15 protein-coding genes and 1 tRNA gene are annotated in these 17,638 nt (G+C 52.5%); 7 read left to right on the forward strand and 9 right to left on the reverse strand.

What is annotated here, in order from left to right; translation table 11 throughout:
* Positions 1-129 precede the first annotated feature (129 nt).
* Complete coding sequence (locus ACO08I_RS16275) at positions 130-6,099, forward strand: PKD domain-containing protein (RefSeq protein ID WP_421946492.1); 5,970 nt, start codon at positions 130-132, stop codon at positions 6,097-6,099.
* Between the two features lie 63 nt (positions 6,100-6,162).
* On the opposite strand, the gene ACO08I_RS16280 is transcribed toward ACO08I_RS16275, so the two are convergent.
* Genes ACO08I_RS16280 through ACO08I_RS16305 form a run of 6 tightly spaced genes read right to left on the reverse strand, consistent with a single transcriptional unit; the run spans position 6,163 to position 10,838 of the window.
* A complete protein-coding gene (locus tag ACO08I_RS16280) occupies positions 6,163-6,543 on the reverse strand; it encodes a DUF3127 domain-containing protein (RefSeq protein WP_282775952.1) in 381 nt (126 codons plus the stop codon).
* A 58-nt stretch (positions 6,544-6,601) separates the two neighbouring features.
* Positions 6,602-6,940: a XisI protein gene (locus tag ACO08I_RS16285; RefSeq protein ID WP_421946493.1), complete on the reverse strand. Its 339-nt coding sequence runs from the start codon at positions 6,938-6,940 to the stop codon at positions 6,602-6,604.
* 43 nt (positions 6,941-6,983) lie between these two features.
* A complete protein-coding gene (gene rsmG / locus ACO08I_RS16290) occupies positions 6,984-7,610 on the reverse strand; it encodes a 16S rRNA (guanine(527)-N(7))-methyltransferase RsmG (RefSeq protein ID WP_044218218.1) in 627 nt (208 codons plus the stop codon).
* A gap of 1 nt (position 7,611) precedes the next feature.
* Positions 7,612-8,292: an RluA family pseudouridine synthase gene (locus tag ACO08I_RS16295; protein ID WP_421946494.1), complete on the reverse strand. Its 681-nt coding sequence runs from the start codon at positions 8,290-8,292 to the stop codon at positions 7,612-7,614.
* Positions 8,279-9,250 carry a glycosyltransferase family 2 protein gene (locus ACO08I_RS16300; RefSeq protein ID WP_044218223.1) on the reverse strand — a complete coding sequence of 324 codons (972 nt, stop codon included), beginning with the start codon at positions 9,248-9,250 and terminating at the stop codon, positions 8,279-8,281. The genes ACO08I_RS16295 and ACO08I_RS16300 overlap by 14 nt, the downstream gene beginning before the upstream one ends.
* A 4-nt stretch (positions 9,251-9,254) precedes the next feature.
* On the reverse strand, positions 9,255-10,838 hold the full coding sequence (locus ACO08I_RS16305) for an ArnT family glycosyltransferase (protein ID WP_421946495.1): 1,584 nt from the start codon (positions 10,836-10,838) through the stop codon (positions 9,255-9,257).
* Positions 10,839-11,095: 257 nt separating this feature from the next.
* Here ACO08I_RS16305 and ACO08I_RS16310 point away from each other — a divergent pair, with 257 nt between their 5' ends.
* Complete coding sequence (locus tag ACO08I_RS16310) at positions 11,096-11,509, forward strand: MaoC family dehydratase (protein ID WP_282775961.1); 414 nt, start codon at positions 11,096-11,098, stop codon at positions 11,507-11,509.
* Between the two features lie 65 nt (positions 11,510-11,574).
* On the opposite strand, the gene ACO08I_RS16315 is transcribed toward ACO08I_RS16310, so the two are convergent.
* Positions 11,575-12,153 (reverse strand): hypothetical protein, encoded by a 579-nt coding sequence (locus ACO08I_RS16315; RefSeq protein ID WP_421946496.1) that lies wholly within the window; start codon positions 12,151-12,153, stop codon positions 11,575-11,577.
* A 303-nt stretch (positions 12,154-12,456) separates the two neighbouring features.
* Between ACO08I_RS16315 and ACO08I_RS16320 the strand changes: the two genes are divergently transcribed.
* Positions 12,457-13,080 carry a DinB family protein gene (locus tag ACO08I_RS16320; protein ID WP_421946497.1) on the forward strand — a complete coding sequence of 208 codons (624 nt, stop codon included), beginning with the start codon at positions 12,457-12,459 and terminating at the stop codon, positions 13,078-13,080.
* Between the two features lie 68 nt (positions 13,081-13,148).
* On the forward strand, positions 13,149-13,796 hold the full coding sequence (locus ACO08I_RS16325) for a hypothetical protein (RefSeq protein WP_421946498.1): 648 nt from the start codon (positions 13,149-13,151) through the stop codon (positions 13,794-13,796).
* 49 nt (positions 13,797-13,845) lie between these two features.
* On the opposite strand, the gene ACO08I_RS16330 is transcribed toward ACO08I_RS16325, so the two are convergent.
* Both ACO08I_RS16330 and ACO08I_RS16335 read right to left on the reverse strand, forming a co-directional pair.
* On the reverse strand, positions 13,846-14,085 hold the full coding sequence (locus ACO08I_RS16330) for a UPF0175 family protein (RefSeq protein WP_421946499.1): 240 nt from the start codon (positions 14,083-14,085) through the stop codon (positions 13,846-13,848).
* Between the two features lie 698 nt (positions 14,086-14,783).
* Positions 14,784-14,857: transfer RNA gene (locus ACO08I_RS16335), tRNA-Asp, on the reverse strand.
* A 297-nt stretch (positions 14,858-15,154) separates the two neighbouring features.
* Between ACO08I_RS16335 and ACO08I_RS16340 the strand changes: the two genes are divergently transcribed.
* The 3 genes from ACO08I_RS16340 to dapA are packed head-to-tail and all read left to right on the forward strand — an operon-like array spanning position 15,155 to position 17,594.
* On the forward strand, positions 15,155-16,126 hold the full coding sequence (locus ACO08I_RS16340) for an acetyl-CoA carboxylase carboxyltransferase subunit alpha (RefSeq protein WP_282778325.1): 972 nt from the start codon (positions 15,155-15,157) through the stop codon (positions 16,124-16,126).
* 39 nt (positions 16,127-16,165) lie between these two features.
* Positions 16,166-16,720, forward strand: a complete 555-nt coding sequence (locus ACO08I_RS16345; protein WP_282778323.1) for a DUF6913 domain-containing protein — start codon at positions 16,166-16,168, stop codon at positions 16,718-16,720.
* Positions 16,698-17,594, forward strand: a complete 897-nt coding sequence (dapA, locus tag ACO08I_RS16350; RefSeq protein WP_421946500.1) for a 4-hydroxy-tetrahydrodipicolinate synthase — start codon at positions 16,698-16,700, stop codon at positions 17,592-17,594. Before ACO08I_RS16345 ends, dapA begins: the two co-directional genes overlap by 23 nt.
* Positions 17,595-17,638: the final 44 nt, after the last annotated feature.

Consider the following 17,638-nt stretch of genomic DNA (forward strand, 5'->3'; position numbering starts at 1 on the left):
GCTTTGAAAGCAGCTGCTAATGGTCAGATGATCATTTTCCGGTTATGCAGCGAATTCGCTCTTGAAGCGAATGCAGCTCAAAGGGCGAGATCCCAACATAGTCTTCATCTCCTAAAACACCTCCATCGTATGAAAAAGAAAAGTATTATGCTGCGGGTTATTACACTCGTCCTTGGATTGAGTGCCTGCACCCTGTCGGCTCAGACGGTTTTTTTCGAGCCCAGCCCATTTGTATGTGGCCTTGATTGCTATGTTATGTATGCTGAAGCAGAAGGGCTGCAGCAACCATTAACCTACCAATGGAATACCGGCGAAAACTCGAATAACATCACCATCTGTCAGCCGGGCTGCTACTCGGTCACTATTACCGGAGAGAGTGGGATATCAGTGGATAGCACCCTTTGCCTCGACCTGGTGTTTGACCCCTTCCCCACCATACAGGCTTCCCCTGATTGCCCGGCTTCTCAGGAGCCCATTCTGGTGGACAGCAACTACGTGGTCTGTCAGCAGGCTTGTGTGGGCAGCACCATCCGATATTCTTCTGGCATCAGTGGTTTGGACAGCCTTAGCTCCAGCTGGTCTGTATTCAACGAGAACACTGGTCAACCTGCAGATTATACCACGATTGAAGACAACATCATCGAAGTGGCCTGGGCTCAGCCGGGTATTTACTCCATCTATCAAAGCGGTATCGTCAATGAGCCGCCCTTCTTTTGTGACGCGCAGGGCTACACTTGCGTGAACGTCGTATCTCCTCCGGAAAGTGCGGTCAGTAGTGTGCCGGAAGCCGCAGAAGGAACGGTGACGCTGTGCCAGGGTCAGCCTCTGTACCTGGAGTACACCGGCGAAGATGCCGATAGCTTGTACTGGGACTTTGGCAATGGCGTTACCGCTACCGGTGGAGAAGTCGATTATACCTACCCGGAGGCGGGCACCTACGAGCTGATGCTGATCGCTTCCCGCTTTTGCGCCTGCAATGACACAACCCTGCTCACCATAAACGTTGAGGAAACAGAAACACCAATTGTCGACTGCGTGGGTACGGTCTGCGAAGGTATGCTCGGCACCTATACCGCTCAGAGTGACTGTAGTACCTTCCTGTGGTCGGTCAGTGAGGGCGGTGTTATTGTGGACGGAGGCGGTACCGCCGATGACTATATTAGTGTGCTGTGGGAAACGGGCCCCGAGGGTACCGTAGAGCTGCTAACGGAAGATTGCCCGGGCACCAATTGCCCGGTGCCGGCAACCCTGGTGGTACCAGTTATTTCCGATCAGGCAGAGGTGGAAGGGCCAGCTTTGGTCTGCCCCGGCAGCCGGGCAGTTTACAGCATACCGGCCTACGAAGGCGTCAGTTTTGAGTGGGATGTGACCAACTTCGGCAGCATCGTTTCCGGGCAGGGCACGCATGAAATCGAGGTGGAATGGCTGAACACCATCCCTGCACCCACGCAAACCGTCAGCGTAACTTTTGATAACTGCTACCTGGGCTGCGGAGGCAGTGCTGAGCTGGAGGTCGAGATTCAGCCGGCCTTTTATCTGAGCGGCCCAATCGAGGTATGCCCCAATACTCCTGCCACCTACGATGCCATTCAGGCCAATACCGGTAATCCTATCCCTGCCATTTGGCGGTTGACGGATGCAGCGAATGCAGTGATTTGGCAGTCCTTGGGCAGTACCGCTTCTGTGGAAATTCCTATGAACGTAGCGCCTGGATTTTATCTGCTCACCGCAGAGCCAGGCAGTCCCAATTCATCCTGTACGCCCGAAGCGACCCGCCGGGTGCAGGTGCTGCCCCCACCCGATCCGGTGGATGCCATCGCTGGCAATACCGTGATTTGCCCGGGAGCCACAACAACCTACAGTGCCACCCCGGTTGGCGATAATGTCGCGCTGGAATGGACCGTCAACAACGGGGGCATACTCACCACCCGCATGGGCGAAACGATCAACGTAACTTGGGGCGCTGCACCGCCCTACGAGCTGAGCGTGGTACAGGTCAATATGGTGGGCCCGCCTTGTGCTTCTTCTCTGGTCAGCTTAGCTGCCGAAGCTTTCAACAATTTGGAGGTCAGCGGTGACCCTAATGCCTGCTTTGACGGCATCAGTACCTTCACAGCGACCGACGCGGAGCACCTCGACTATGAATGGACCATCATTCCTGCTACGGCCGGAACCATTGTTTCTGAATCGGATGAAAGCACGGTGGATATCCTCTGGCACGAAGTGGGCAACGTACAGGTACAAGCTGCGGTCTGCGCCGAAACTGCTGTTTTTGACGTTGAAGTACACGCCCTGCCACAGCCTACCGTTGCCGCGCCTGCCTTTTTCTGCCCCAATGAAGCAGCCCCCGTCTCCGCGGCTCCGGGCTTCAACTCCTACACTTGGTACAATACCAATGATGTGGCGGTGGCTACCGGCATGACGCCTGAGTTGGCACCCGGCAGCTACGCTTTGGTGGTGACCAATGAGTTTGGCTGTGAAGGTACAGAGACCTTCCAAATCGAGCCCTATCCCAGCTCCGAGGTGAGTATTTCCACCCCCGATCCCTGGATTTTCTGCAATCTGCTCCCTTCCACCCGCCTCGTTGCTCAGGCTTCCTCAGCAGGGTTTTCCTATCAGTGGTTTCAGGATGGGGCGCCCGTGGGCACAGATGCGCCGGAGTATACCGCGACTGAATTCGGCATCTACACGGTCGGTATTACAGATCAAAATGGCTGTACCTTCCTCAGTGCGCCCTTTGAGGTAGAGGAGAACTGCAACGATGTCATCTGTGGTAACCCGCCCGGCCCTTCCTGCTCAGGTGTGGATATGGGCTTCGAAATCACCGATGGTGACGAGTGCGAAACGAAGCTATACACCAATCAGTCTGGAGATATGCTGCCAGGTACCGCTTACTGGCGTTTCTTCTTCCGGGACGGCGTTCAGACCGATGCCAGCAACGATGAGAACCCCACCATTGAGCATCAGGAAGTGGGCTATTACCGGGTAGTGCTTTCCGGCAGCTTTCCCAACCCTGACGATCCCGGGACAACCCTGACCTGCCGTTTTTCCGCAGTAGACTCGGTGGAAGCGCTGGCTGATTTTCATGTGGCACCGGCCTGTGCCAACAGCCCTACGGCATTTGAAGATTTGTCCACCTTCCTGCCCTCCTCAGGCATTGTCGGCTGGTCGTGGGACTTCGGTGATCCGGGCAGTGGGGCGGATAATACCTCTACGCAGGTCAATCCTACTCACGTCTTCAGTGCGACTGGCGATTATCTGGTCACGTTGACGATTACGACAATCAGCGGGTGTACAAGCAGTACCACGAAAACGGTATCAGTAGTAGCCCCTCCGCCGGTAGCCTTCGATTCGCCCGAGACCAATTGTGCCAGCAGCCCCACCGCTTTTGAAGTGCCCGCCGGAGGCTTCGCCCTTTACGAATGGGACTTTGGCGACCCGGGCAGTGGTGCCGCTAACACCTCTCAGCGCCGCGAGGCTTACCACCGTTATGAATTGCCGGGCACTTATGAAGTGACCCTGTCGGCGACCAACATTGAGGGTTGTATACAATCCTTTTCCCAAAATGTCACCATTAGCCCAAACAACCTGAGTGGTGACATTACGCTGGACCCCATACCGCCTGTCTGTGAAGGTGTGGAGATCAATGCCGAATCGCCCGGTGGTGGCATCAGCTGGCAGTGGAGTACCGGAGCGGACACCGAATCGCTCACGCTCACCGAAGAAGGCATTTATGAACTTACCGTCACCGACGCCAATGGCTGCACCTACGAGCCGCCCGCAGCAAACGTAGGCATTACGCCCGCCCCACTTGTGGATATCCGGGCTACCGACTACGACGAGTACGGGCAGGCTACGGCCTATTACTACGAAAGCTACAGTACCTGTCAGGGGGAGGGTGTTTTCCTCGAAGTGCCTAATAGCGAACTGTACCCTGGTTATGCCTACACCTGGAGTACCGGTCAGAACGGCCCGGCTATCGAATTTTCCGAAGACAAGGACAACCTGCTCGATGCGGGCAATTATACCTTTGAAGTCACTGCGGTGGATGGGGCCACAGGCTGCTCGGCAGTTGCTATACTCGAAGTCATTGTGCACCCACTGCCCGATGTGCCGGTCATACTGGCGGATCAGCCTGCGCCCATTTGTGAGGGCACGATGGCGACCCTATCCGTGGACGCTCCGCTGCCCGGGCTGACTTATGTCTGGAGCACGGGGGAAACAGGTCCGGCTATTGAAGTCTCCGAAGGGGGCGAATACACCGTGACGGCCACCAATGCAGAAGGCTGCACACAGGTAAGCGAAGCTTTTGAATTGCTCCCCGGGCCGGATATTGCCCGTGTACCAAACGGCTGCTACACCCGCTGCCGCCCGGACACGATTTGCCTGCCCGACATTCCCAATGTAGCGAGCTATCAGTGGTACTTCAATGGCAGCCCGGTGGCACCGCCGGAGGGTACGATGCCCGAACTGATCGTGGAGGATGCCGGCGATTACTACCTGGAAATGGTGGGCACCAATGGCTGTGTGCTGCAGTCTGACCCGCTCAGCCTCGAACTGTTCGATGGGTTCGGCAGCTTTGCCGGGGAGGTTTACTTTGATGTGAATGACAACGGAATCATCGATGCGCCGGATACCCTCATGAGCGGTATTGATATCCTGCTGCTACAGAATGGCAGCATACTGGATCAGAGCACCTCCACACAGGATGGCGGCTATGGCTTTATCGATCAGCCCTCCAATGAAGACTACACCCTCGCCGTGGATACTGCTAATCTTGAGGGCTTCCTGGAAGCGGTTTGGATCAATACAGACACCACGCTTGTGGGCTGTGATCAGGTCGTCGTGACAGACTGGCTCATCCGCATCAACTGCCCGACGGAGAGCGACACCACGCTCACCTTTTCAGCCTGTGAGGGCAGCAGTATTACTTATAACGGAGTGGAAATAGCCGCTGGTAGTCAGGACGTTTTCCACTTCACCAATACCGATGGCTGCGATTCTACGGTCAATGTGCTGGTGGAGGAACTTGAGGTGTTCACGAATGCCTTTGACCTCTCTTTCTGCGAAGGTGAAATACTCGAGCACGACGGGATGGCACTGAATGAAGGCCTGAATGAAATCATCCTCAGCAGCAGTGCCGGTTGCGACTCGGTGCTACAGATACAAGTTGCCTTACTCGAACCGGTTACTACAGAACAATCCGTGCGAATCTGCGATGGCGAAACCTATTTCTTCCATGGCGAAGAACTGCTGCCCGGGGAATCCGGAACGGTCATGCTCATCAGTGAGGCGGGTTGTGACTCTATCGTGAACCTGAGCGTAGAACTATCGCCCGACGTGATGGCGGGTATCTCAACCGAGGCGGCCTGTCCCAACGAGGAAACCGGCACGCTCTCAGTAAATCTGGTCAGCGCGCCCAATCCGCCCTACACCTATGCTATCGGTCAGGGCAGCCCGCAGGCTTCACCTGACTTTGAAGGGCTGGCCGCAGGTAACTACACCGTGACGATCGCTGATGGAAGTGGGTGCGAAACGACCTTCAATGGCCTTGTAGAAGCCTTTGAACCTCTGGCAGTAATGGTACGCTGGGATACCCTAAGCTGTGAAAATCCGGAATCCATCGTCACCGTTGATATTACTTCCGGGGAAACCCCTGACCTGGCGTTCACCTGGTCAGACGGTTCAGCAGAGCTCGACCGGGTCATCGGTACCGCAGGGACTTACGATTTGGAGATTGACAACGGTTGCGAAACCTTCAGTGAAAGCATTATGCTGGCACCGCCCCTCATGGAAGGCCAAAACTGGATGTATGTACCGAACGCATTTTCCCCCAATGGTGACAACAACAATGATGTGTTCCGGGCCTTCACCAGTGATGAAGTCGCAGGGGTGCTGGACTACCGGCTTCGCATCTTCGACCGCTGGGGTGTACAGGTTTTTGAAAGCACCGACCCGAACAGTGGCTGGGACGGCGTCATGAATGGCACCTTGCGCAACGGAGGCGTCTTTGCCTGGTCGATTCAGGCGAAGGTGATCAATTGCCTTCAGGAAGAAGTGGCGGTGGAGCGCCGCGGTGAAGTGGTGCTATTGAGGTAAACCGCGGAGTTGATGGCATAAAAAAGCCCCCGGCTTCTCACTTGGAAGTTCCGGGGGCTTTTTTTAGAATGGCAGGTCATCATCCGCCTGACTGGCCGGCTCATCGTTGGCAGAAGGGAATTCCGAGTCCGGGAATCCGGAATCTGCAGACTTTGGAGGTGCCGTTGGAGCCGCATTCACACCGCCCTGCTCCAGGCGCCAGGCATTCAGATTGGTAAAGTATTTGCCATTCCACTCCCGACCACGCAAGTCGAAGTGGACTTTGATCATCTGCCCCTCTTCAAAGGGGTCGAGCAGGGCACAGCGGTCCTGTACCAGCTGGAATTTCACAAACTGCGGATAGTTGCCCTCGGTCTCGATGACGAACTCCCGGGCCTGGAATGAATCGGTCTTTTGCTCCGTTTCGTATTTCTTATGTAGCTTTCCTTCTACTTCGAATGACATAGGATGGCGTTGTTAAGTGGTTTAATAGTAGATGGGCAAAGGTAAGAAATCTTGGGGGCTATGCCGCAGCAAAATCGGATGGATTGCGAATGTAGGCTGGGTCTGTACCCATAATAATATCATTCCTGTCTACTCCCATTCCGACTAGTTCATCAGCTATAAGCAAGTCTGAGTTATTCTGCTGGAGCCAGATTTTCTCATCAATTATATCCAGGTGAATCGTACAATGATGAATGTAAGCATCTTCAGTCCACCCAAGCCTAAGTAGGAGATAATGATGGCTTTTCAGGTCACAAACAACCTGATAGCCAACCCCTTCCTGATTAGCGACTGGTTCCTGTGCGTAACGGTTGAGCAGAGTGGTGATATAGTGGCTGTATCGGGCTATTTTATCCATTTTTTGATTTTAAAATAGCGTTTACTTACTGATTTATCAACCCCTACCCCTGAACGTACACCACATACTTCTCAATGTAGTAATCCATCTTAAAGTAATCCGTAATCGGGAACAGCTCCACATAGTGGCCTTTGCCGAGGGCTTTGATCTCACTTTTGAGGTCGCCCCCCTTGAGGGTCAGCAAGCCGTTGGGCAGGGCGTGGCGTTCTTCCCGTTTGAGCAGGCGCTGTGTCCAGGGCACTAGCTTATCGAGGCTGGCAACGGCCCGGCAGACTACGAAGTCAAAGCGGTCTTTAAGTTCCTCTGCCCGGACGTGTTTGGCTTCGGCATTTTCCAGCCCGATGGCGTCGATGATTTCCTGCACGACTTTGATTTTCTTGCGCGTACCATCGATGAGGGTGAACTGCACATTGGGGTAGAGAATAGCGAGGGGGATACCCGGCAGCCCGCCACCCGTCCCCAGGTCCAGGATTTTGGCGCCCGTCCGGAACTTCACCACCTGTGGTATCGCCAGGGCGTGCAGGATGTGGTGGGGGTACAGTTGGTCGATGTCCTTACGGGAAATGACGTTGATCTTGTCGTTCCACTCCCGGTAAAGCGGGCCGAGTTGTTCAAACTGAGCGATCTGCTGCTCCGTCAGCTTTGGAAAGTGCTCGAGTAAAGCTTCCATATTAATCGTTGAAGTTAAAGGCATTCCATACCGGGTCCTGCGGGGGCAGTGGTGCGGTGATGGTCTCTTCCTGATTGGATACCGGGTGGTGGAAAGTCAGCTTCCAGGCATGCAGGTGGATAGACCGGTCGGGATTGCTCCGCCGGAAGCCGTACTTGACATCACCTTTGATGGGGCAGCCAATATCTGCCAGCTGTGCCCGGATTTGGTGGTGGCGCCCGGTGTGCAGGCGGATTTCCAGCAGGTGGTAGTGATCGCTGCTGTCCAGATAGCGGTAGGAAAGTTCTGCCCGTTTGGCATCTTTCTGAGGATCTGAATAGGCAATAGTTTTATTTTTTCGACCGTCGCGCCTGAGGTAATGGATAAGCTTGCCTTCCATCGCTTCCGGGCGGTTGGCAACGGCAGCGAGGTAAACTTTTTCCACCTGCCGTTCGCGGAACTGCTCATTGAGGTGGGCCAGGGCATTTTCAGAGCGGGCGAAGAGCACGACCCCGCTTGCCGGACGGTCCAGCCGGTGTACCAGCCCCAGTTTGGATTTGCAGTAGATTTCACCCAGCTGGTCCATGGCTTTGTCTCCGGTTTTGTCGGTTGCGACCGGCAGCCCGGCGGGTTTGTTGAAGGCGATAAGCTGATTGTTCTTGTAGAGCACGAGCTCACCGATGTCGAATTCAGGTTGTGGCATTGGCCGTTGTTTTTTGTTCAGTGCCGCCTTTGGTGATGCGGCGGATTTTGTAAGGTCGTTTTTGCTGGGACTCGTAGTAAGTCCGCATCTGTATTTCCACCACAATACCGATGGTAATGAGCTGAATGCCGCCAAGGACCAGCATCAGGCCGAGTATAAGCAGGGGCTTGCCCCAAATGTCCTGCCCCAGGATTTTCAGCACCCCAAGATAGCCATTTATTAGCAGGCCAACGAGCAACAGGAGGACCCCCGTATTGCCAAAGAGGTGCATGGGGCGCTGCATGTACTGCTTGAGGAAGAGCATCAGCAGCAGATCACTCACCACCTTGAAGGTCCGCCCCAGTCCATACTTGGACTCCCCAAACTCCCGGGCGTGGTGCTTGACGGGAATCTGAATGATACGCGCACCTTCCAGGTGGGCCAGTACCGGTATGAAACGGTGAAGCTCTCCGTAAATGCCCATATCTTTGGCAATCTCAGACCGGAAAACCCGGAGCGCACAGCCATAGTCTTTCAAGTGTACCCCGGAAGAGTTGCGGATGATAAAGTTGGCGATCATGCTCGGGATTTTGCGGAGTATCCAGCCGTCTTTGCGCTTGGCCCGCTCCCCTGCCACCATATCATAATCTCCTTCTTCTGCCATTTTAAGCATGGCCGGAATGTCGGAAGGGTCGTTTTGCAGGTCTCCATCCATGGTCGCGATGTACTCCCCCTCGGCGGCTTCAATGCCGGCCATTAGTGCGGCACTTTGCCCGTAGTTTTTCCGGAACTCGACCACCTTTAGTCGGGGGTGGTCAATGCTGTACAGCTCCCGCAGGGTATTGTCCGTAGAGCCATCGTCTACATAGACAATCTCGTAGTCCATCCCATCGAGTGCAGCGGTAATGCGCTCCACCAGCGGTTTGATGTTCAGTTCTTCGTTATAAACCGTGACGACGGCTGATATTTTTATAGACATAAAACTAGAATTTCACAATATCATAGACTTTCCCACCGTGCCGCATCAGGAGCTCGTCCTGTTTTTCATAGGGCACGAAGGGATAGGCTTTGGGATCAATGATGTAATAAGCCGAGGTGTCGGGCGTTTCCCAGTCGATGGGAATGATGCGCCCTGCTTCACGAGTCATGTAGAAGGAGGTCATCGGCTGCCATTCGGTATCTTTATAAACGCGTAAGTCGGCCGATTGATATTCCTGCGCCACGCGCAAGGCATCTTTCCGCACCACATCCCCAAAATCATTGGCATGCCGGTCGGGCAGGGCAAACCAGTTGAAGGCGATGCGCACCACCAGCAAGACAGCCGCTGTAGTCAGTAGCCGGGCCTCGCGGAACTTCCATGCTCCGTATGCCAGCGCGCTGAAGGCCACAAACAGGCTCAGGCTTTTGGCCCACAGCCAGGGCGTGGCCTGCAGTCGTTCCAGAAAGAGGGGCGCCAATGCCGCAGGAGGTAGAATGAGGCAGCAAAACAGCAGCAGCTTCATCGTCACCCGGTAGGGCCAGGGCCGGTCTTGCTTCTGCTGTTCATGCAGGTACAGCAGGGTAATGAACAGCAAGGGGATAATCATGAAAACATACCGGGGGTGCACCTTGGGCGCCGTCCAGTATACAGTGACGTTGACCAGGAAGGTCAGGAAAACAAAGGCGATAAACGGGTGCTGCCAGACCTGTGACCACGACCGCCTGCGAAACAGGTAAAGTGCCAGCAGGCCCCACGGCATAAAGTGGTAAATAAGCAGCTCAAAGGGATAGGTGAACAGGTGGAAAAGCGTGAACCAGAGCGGATAACGCCCGGCGGTACGCTTGGCCGACTCGTTGAACAAAACCGAAGCTAGTTCTTCCAGGCTGTTATACTGCAAGTACGCGGCATAGTAGCTGCCCACCACAGCCACAAAGACCAGCCCGCCCAGGATATGCTGCCACTGAAACAGGCGGCGGAACTGCTTTTGGTACACCAACCAGGCGATGAGGGTAAACCCCTGAAACACCACAGATGGGAGCCCTTTCATCAGGAAGCCCACCGCGGCCAGAAAGTAAGAACCGGCAAAAGCAGCCAGCCACCGTTCCCGCGCCGCCAGGTGGTAGAAGACCATAAACGATAGAAAAGTCACCCAGGAATAGCTGATGTCGATCAGCCCAAGAAAAGAATCGTAGAAGAGAATACGGCCACAGGTCAGGAACGCCAGTGCGCTCAGGAAAGCCATCTCGTGGCTAAAATGCTTACGCACAAAGTAGTAGATCGTACCGCAATACAGCAGGAGAAAGGCCACGGTGGGGATGCGGATAGACCACTCGTCCATACTGCCGGTCAGCTGGAAAACACTCAGCAGCATCCAGTTGTAGACCGGTGGTTTTTTGTAGTAAAACTCTCCGTGCAACTGCGGGACGATGTAGTTGTCGGACAGCCGCATTTCCAAAGCCACCCACGCCCGCAGCGCCTCATCGTCGATGAGGGTAAGCACGCCCAGGTTGATGAGCAGGGCGGGCAGTACCAGTAAAAGGATGAGCCCGTAAAGCCAGCGTTGATAGCGTTCTGTATTGCGGTCCAAAAACTTCGGTTTTCAAATTTGGGGGCAAAAGTACGCTAAGAACTTGGCTTAAAACTACTTACATGGGTATTAATTCCTTTTCGGGGCAGGTTTTTCAATGCAGGGGCGAAAAAATCAAATGCTAAAAGGAGGCAGTCTGGTAGTTTCCATACCGGTACGGTGCACCTGGAAGCAGGCTATATTGTGGCAAGAGCTTGCAAAGACCCCGCCCTGAGAAGCAGAAAAACCATTATATTTCCGCCAAATCAATCGTTCACATGCCAAAAGTAACGCTCAACTCCACCCACGAATTCACCAACACCTTCCACGCCGAAGACGTTGCCCAATTTGCCGGGCTCTCCCGGGACGACAACCCCATCCATCTCGATGAAGCCTACGCAAAAGATACGGTGTTTAAAGCCCGGGTAGTGCACGGGGTGCTGCTGCTTAGCATGTTCTCTAAGATATTTGGCACGATATATCCGGGACAGGGTGGCATCTATATGTCACAAAGCGCTGAATTTCTCCGCCCCGCCTACATAGGCGATGAGATTACCGCCAAAGCAACGCTGACCAGCTTTGAGGATAAGAAAAAACAGGGGGTGTTCTCCTGCCAGGCCTTCAACTCTAAGGGCAAGCTGTTACTAAAAGGGGAGGCGAAAATACTATTCCCAAAAGCGTTTGAAATGTAGCAAGCTAACAGTTGTAAACCGCGGTAAAGCTATGGGGTGTAATGAGGATTGGCGAAAGCTGCAAGTCATTTCCCTTTCCGTTCCAAATAAGCTTCATTCTCCTCCATGAAATCAGCGTAGGCTTTCAGGAGGTTGCTCTCGCTGTCGATAATGTCCATGAGCAGGTAAGTAAAACGAGTTCTCGTTTCTGCACCACTGTCATTGACGTGCTCATAGGCAAAATCAGCCAACCTGTCTATTTTTGCCGATAGGATGTCTGTGGTCTGCTCGATTTCCAGCAAATACGCAATAAGCTCGAAGTCGAGCAGTTCTGCTTTATTCGCTACGAAAAACCGCAAACTGATGTTCTTGACCGTAGCGACCTGAAAGCCCCCGAGGCTGTAAAGGATTTCCCCAAGGGACTGCTTTTTATCCATGCTGTCGCGCTCAAAAAAATCGTAGATTTCAATGTGGCGGTTCAGCACCGAATCCAGAGTCGTTTTATTTGAATTGATCTCATTTTCGATGGCCAGCAGGGTCTTTTCGAGGTAGGCCTCATTGCCCCGCTTTTCTTTGTAATTGTTGATGGAAACGGCAATCAGCACCCCAATGACTACGATACCAATTTCCTGGAGGAGGTATACAAGGCGATTGTTGCTTTTCATGCTTGTCCGGTGTTTGAATTAGTAGGGCTTCCTTTCACCCCTTCATAATTCGGTTCGGTGCTTTTTTGGGCATAGCTGCTGCACTTACCCAAAAATAAGGTTTAAGATAAGGCTGATTTTGAACTTTACCAACGTATAAAAAGAACGGATCAGGCAGACTGTCTTACAAACTCATGCGACAATTCCAAGATCACTGAATGTATCAATGCCGAATAGGAGAGTGGCAAAACAGGGGCTGCTTCCCATTTTATCCACCCTTCATCAGGTTTTATTTTTTAGCTTAGAGCCATTAAAAGATGAATCATGTTGCTACACATTATGCTTGGTGTTCAGGCCTTACTGACGATGGCTGTGATGCCAAATGGAAGGATTACAGGAGAAGACATGAAAAACAATACGCGTACGCATATGCAGCCTGCCGAACCCACCGGGGATGACCTCACGACCATGATGCGGCGTTATACCGCCTATAACCACTGGGCCAATCAGCAACTTGCGGACTGGTTGCGCACAGCTTCAGAAGAAGACCTGCACCGGGAAATCGAATCCAGTTTTTCCAGCCTGCAAGAAACTGTACTGCACATTTGGAGTGCCGAGTACCTCTGGTTGCAAATTGTAAAAGATGAATCCGCGGAGAACAACCCTGCCAAGCATTTTAATGGCAGCAAAGAGGACCTGCTCAAGGGCTGGTTACAGGCCTCCGAGAACTTTAACAACCACGTACAAACCATGTCTCTTGAAGACCTGCAAGCCAAACGCCCGAAGTCGCGCGGAGAGGGCTATACGGCCATTGCCGACATGATCCATCACTGCATGAACCACAGCACCTACCACCGGGGGCAGCTGATCACGATGGGACGGCAGGCAGGGTTGGGCAGCCCTCCGAGAACAGATTTCATTTACTATGTTGGCCTGCCTGGAGAGTAGGCGGGTTGGAAAAGCGCTTACAGGCAAGCCTAACTGTATTTACACTTCAGCCCCTTCAAACCTTTACCATGGCATCGCATTCCCCAACTGCTCATTTTTACGATACAATCTTCGCTCGGGCAGAAAAAGACCAACAAGAATCGTTCCTCCGGCAATTGTTTGAACGAGACGCTTCCCTATGTGCAAGTTTTTGGGCTTTTATCAACCCACTACCACAAAGCAGTATAGTGGAAGTCGAGGCTCTGTCTGCCGAAATAGCTAAAATGCAGGAAAAGACGCTGCACTACCCCTGGGATATTCTATTTGAGATGGACCCTGTAGCGGATGAATACAGTTCAGAGCTTACGGACCTCATCGACCGGGAAATCATAGGACCCTACCAGCTAAAAATGGAAGTAGCTTGCCGCACGGGAGATTTGTGCTCAGCCCTGAGCTATTTGCGTATTATCGAAAAAGGCACCAATGTCGATTGGGAGAACGCCGAAGAACCCGGCAGCCATCATATCGCTGAGGTAAAAGAGCATATCTGTTATCAATTTGATTTTCTGAGAAGCTGCTTTCTCGACTATATTTTTTCTGTAGACGCGGTCAGTCAGGCCATCACACAGGCGAAAACGTATCAGGCTGACGCCAATGGCTTTTTTGACTATTCAGCAAATTGGGGCGAGGTTTCAGAAATACTTGAGGACTGGCCTGCCAAAGCTAAGCAGCTTTAAACGCAAAAGCCCCGGAGCATTAAAATAGAAGAAGTATCACTAACAATGATCATAATTCGATGCCCAGATTCTGTAAATCTTTTTCCAGATCTTCTGTTGTGTAATGGATATAGATATCTCGTTTGGCCAATTCTTTCTGGAAGCTAATCTGATCCAATCCGGTCAAGTGCCTGGCTTGTCCCATACTCATCCGTTTTTTGTCGTATAAATAGCAAGCTAGATCAACGAGGAGTTCATCTGCTGATAATTGAGCTTTGGAAAGTGTATCATCGGTGATTATTAGGGCCATTATCTGTTTTTTATGCCTTCAATTCATAACTTATCAAAAAAACAATCTTTATCTTTTTTAGGTTCCTGTCAGCATTTTTAAATGTGGGCAACGGCAGCCTCCCGCAGAGCGGGACAAACTGTGAGAAACCGCCATCGTAAGTTACTGTTTTTTAATTTAAGCCGCCAGGAGCCCCTGTGGTATGTTCCCCCAAAAATTTGTAAAGAAAGCACTACAAACATCAATTAATAGCTGAACTGAGGCAAGGTCAAACAAAGCCAACTACAACCCGGTAAAACCCTATGGAAAATAGCGGATGGGCTGAATAGGCAAGTCCGGGCATAACGAGTGGTATTTAGCTTTACCCAAACCACAACCCCTCAAGTAGGTATCTGAGTCATTAGCCTGCCCACACAAGAACGGCGTGAAAAGACCAAATGCTACAAAGTATAAGCATGTATTTCACTAAAAAATTGTAGCAAAAAAACCTCAACAACCCTCAATAAGGCACAATAAAACACAATCAGAGTAGGCAGGCAAAACGGGCTGAAACCCAATAAAAAAGCCGCATTCGGCGTGAATGCGGCTTTTCGTAAAAGTTACTCAGCGGTCTCCGGCCGCCGTAGCCCGGCGGGATTGAGAACAAAACAAATCCTTTCCACAAAGGCCATAAATACAAAAAGCCCGCCAACATTCTTTCGAATTTTGGCGGGCGAAGGCGGTCCGGACGGGACTCGAACCCGCGACCCCATGCGTGACAGGCATGTATTCTAACCAACTGAACTACCGGACCTTTATTTCTTACTCCAAAAGCTACTTTCAGCTCTTGTTTTTTACTAACCAACGCCGCTATTGCGTCATTGCGAGTGCAAATATAAACGCGTTTTTTATTCGATGCAACCTTTCACTAAAAAAAAGTGAAAAAAAATATTTCACCCTCCGACTCTCTTCCCTTATTGCTACTTTTGTGGTCTCTAAACCCCGGATGAATACCACCTAAAGTTGATCAATACGCTAAAAGGTGGCCATTGTGGCGCAGCTGATTCTAGCAACAGCACCGCTAATATGACCGCTCAAAAAAACAAGGATTATGGTTTTCCTCGAATTTGAAAAGCCCTTAGAAAGCCTCTACGAACAGCTCGAAAAAATCAAGCAGGTCGGAAAAGAAGGTGACCTCGATGTTTCCGAAATGACGCGCGAGCTGGAAAACAAGATCAAAAATAAACGCAAGGAAATCTACAGCAACCTCACCGGATGGCAGAAGGTACAACTCTCCCGCCACCCGGAGCGGCCTTACACCTTATACTATATTGAGCAGATGTGCCGAAAGTTTGTCGAGCTCCACGGCGACCGCTACTACGCCGATGATAAAGCCATCGTGGGCGGACTGGGCTCGCTCGACGGGCAAACGGTGGTTATCCTTGGCCATCAAAAGGGGGTGAATACCAAAATGCGGCAGTACCGCAACTTCGGCATGGCCAACCCGGAGGGCTACCGCAAAGCCCTCCGCCTCATGAAACTGGCCGAACGCTTTGGTTACCCCGTGGTTTGCCTGATTGATACCCCGGGTGCCTTCCCTGGACTGGAAGCAGAAGAGCGTGGACAGGCGGAAGCTATCGCCCGCAACCTCTTTGAAATGGCACAGCTGAAAGTACCCGTGGTTTGCGCGGTCATTGGTGAAGGAGCCTCGGGCGGCGCTATCGGTATCGGGCTGGGCGACCGGGTCTATATGCTGGAAAATACCTGGTACTCTGTGATTTCTCCGGAGTCCTGCTCTTCCATACTGTGGCGCAGCTGGGACTATAAAGAACAAGCTGCGGAAGCCCTGAAGCTTACCGCCGACCACATGTACGAATTCGGGATCATCGACGGCATCATCAAAGAGCCGCTCGGTGGCGCACACTCTGCACCGGAGGAAATGGCAAAGCTCCTTAAGCGCCAAATCAAAAAAGCGATTGCGGAGGTGCAGGACATGACACCGGAGGACCGGATCGACGCCCGCATCAACAAGTACAGTCAGATTGGTGTTTATGAACGGGTGGCTACAGAAAATGCCAGATAGCAGCCAACTACTACCCACCACAAATAAACCACTATGGGTATGCTGAAAAACCTGCGCCTGAAGTTTCACTTCAAGGCTTTACATAATGAACTGAATAACCGCAAACCGTCCAAAGACCGCAGTGCCGTGACCTGGAAAGGAGCTAAATCTATTGGTATCCTGTTTGATGCCAATGAGCCTGACCACCGTAAGCGCATCCTGAAATACGCTGATGAGCTCCGTAAAAAGGGCAAACAGGTCCGCCTGCTGGGTTACCTCAGTCAGCAGCAGGAAGGAGAGGAATTCCCGTTCCGCACTTTCTCACCCAAAGACCAGGACTGGCGCTACTGTCCCAAAAGCGAGGAAATCCGAGAATTCATGGGCCAATCCTTCGACCTGCTTTTCTTTCTCGGGCTGCAGAGCACCCTATGGAGCGAATATATCTCCGCGCTCTCTAAAGCCAAGCTCCGTATAGGCCCTTCCACAGACCATACCTACGCTTACGACCTCATGATCGAGGTGCCGGAAAAAGCTGGCCTGCCCGCATTTATCACTCAAATGGAAAACTTGCTCGGCAAAACCAATACGCCCTATGAAGCAGCAACTGCAACTTAGTGGCACGGGCGTTGCCCTTGTTACGCCTTTTCGCAATAAAGCTATTGATTTTCCCGCCTTGGCCCGCCTGATTGAGCATACCATTCAGGGTGGTGTGGATTTCATCGTTTCTCTGGGCACGACCGGAGAGGCCATCACACAAAGCTCAGAAGAATGCCGGGAGGTCTTGTCCTTTACCGTCCGTGAAGTCAATGGGCGTGTACCTGTAGTCGCAGGCCTCTTTGGCAGCAATTACACCGAAAAACTGGTCAATGCCCTCAAAACATACGACTTTGAAGGCATCGCCGCTATCATGTCGAGCAGCCCGGCTTACAGCAAGCCTTCGCAGGAGGGAATCTATCAGCACTATATGGCTGTGGCGGAAGCTTCACCGGTGCCGGTTATCATCTATAATGTACCGGGGCGGACTTGCTCCAATATTGAGGCGGAGACCACCCTCCGCCTTGCCCACAGCAGCGACCGTTTTCTGGCGGTGAAAGAGGCTTCCGGCGATTTGGCGCAAGCCATTTCTATTCTCAAGGATAAACCGGCGCACTTCCAGGTGTGGTCGGGCGAAGACCCCCTGACCCTCCCCATGATCGCCTGCGGGGCGACCGGGGTGATTTCAGTGATTGCCAATGCTTTTCCCCAGCCATTTTCCAGCATGGTGCGCCACGCGAGAGCAGGTGAACTGCAAGCCGCCCGGAAGTGGAACGACCTCCTTCATGACATCCATCCTTATCTCTACGTGGATGGTAACCCTTCCGGCATCAAAGGGGCATTGGAAATGATCGGCATTTGCAGTAAGGAGACCCGTATCCCACTTGTACCGCTGACGGACCAAACGTATCAGGAACTGCACCGGGTGATTGAAAAAGCAGGGCTGTTGCCCTAATATTTGCTGGGAACCGCACCATACCTTCTTTTACAACGTTAGTA

This window comes from Phaeodactylibacter xiamenensis (genome assembly GCF_965229835.1).
Lineage (GTDB): Bacteria > Bacteroidota > Bacteroidia > Chitinophagales > Saprospiraceae > Phaeodactylibacter > Phaeodactylibacter xiamenensis.

Coding starts and splice junctions, on each gene's coding strand:
- ACO08I_RS16275 (WP_421946492.1), top strand. CDS start 130: ATGAAAAAGAAAAGTATTATGCTGCGGGTTATTACACTCGTCCTTGGA.
- ACO08I_RS16315 (WP_421946496.1), bottom strand. CDS start 12,153: ATGAAAAGCAACAATCGCCTTGTATACCTCCTCCAGGAAATTGGTATC.
- ACO08I_RS16300 (WP_044218223.1), bottom strand. CDS start 9,250: ATGTCTATAAAAATATCAGCCGTCGTCACGGTTTATAACGAAGAACTG.
- rsmG (WP_044218218.1), bottom strand. CDS start 7,610: ATGGAAGCTTTACTCGAGCACTTTCCAAAGCTGACGGAGCAGCAGATC.
- ACO08I_RS16330 (WP_421946499.1), bottom strand. CDS start 14,085: ATGGCCCTAATAATCACCGATGATACACTTTCCAAAGCTCAATTATCA.
- ACO08I_RS16320 (WP_421946497.1), top strand. CDS start 12,457: ATGTTGCTACACATTATGCTTGGTGTTCAGGCCTTACTGACGATGGCT.
- ACO08I_RS16340 (WP_282778325.1), top strand. CDS start 15,155: ATGGTTTTCCTCGAATTTGAAAAGCCCTTAGAAAGCCTCTACGAACAG.
- ACO08I_RS16325 (WP_421946498.1), top strand. CDS start 13,149: ATGGCATCGCATTCCCCAACTGCTCATTTTTACGATACAATCTTCGCT.
- dapA (WP_421946500.1), top strand. CDS start 16,698: ATGAAGCAGCAACTGCAACTTAGTGGCACGGGCGTTGCCCTTGTTACG.
- ACO08I_RS16345 (WP_282778323.1), top strand. CDS start 16,166: ATGCTGAAAAACCTGCGCCTGAAGTTTCACTTCAAGGCTTTACATAAT.
- ACO08I_RS16285 (WP_421946493.1), bottom strand. CDS start 6,940: ATGGATAAAATAGCCCGATACAGCCACTATATCACCACTCTGCTCAAC.
- ACO08I_RS16295 (WP_421946494.1), bottom strand. CDS start 8,292: ATGCCACAACCTGAATTCGACATCGGTGAGCTCGTGCTCTACAAGAAC.
- ACO08I_RS16280 (WP_282775952.1), bottom strand. CDS start 6,543: ATGTCATTCGAAGTAGAAGGAAAGCTACATAAGAAATACGAAACGGAG.
- ACO08I_RS16310 (WP_282775961.1), top strand. CDS start 11,096: ATGCCAAAAGTAACGCTCAACTCCACCCACGAATTCACCAACACCTTC.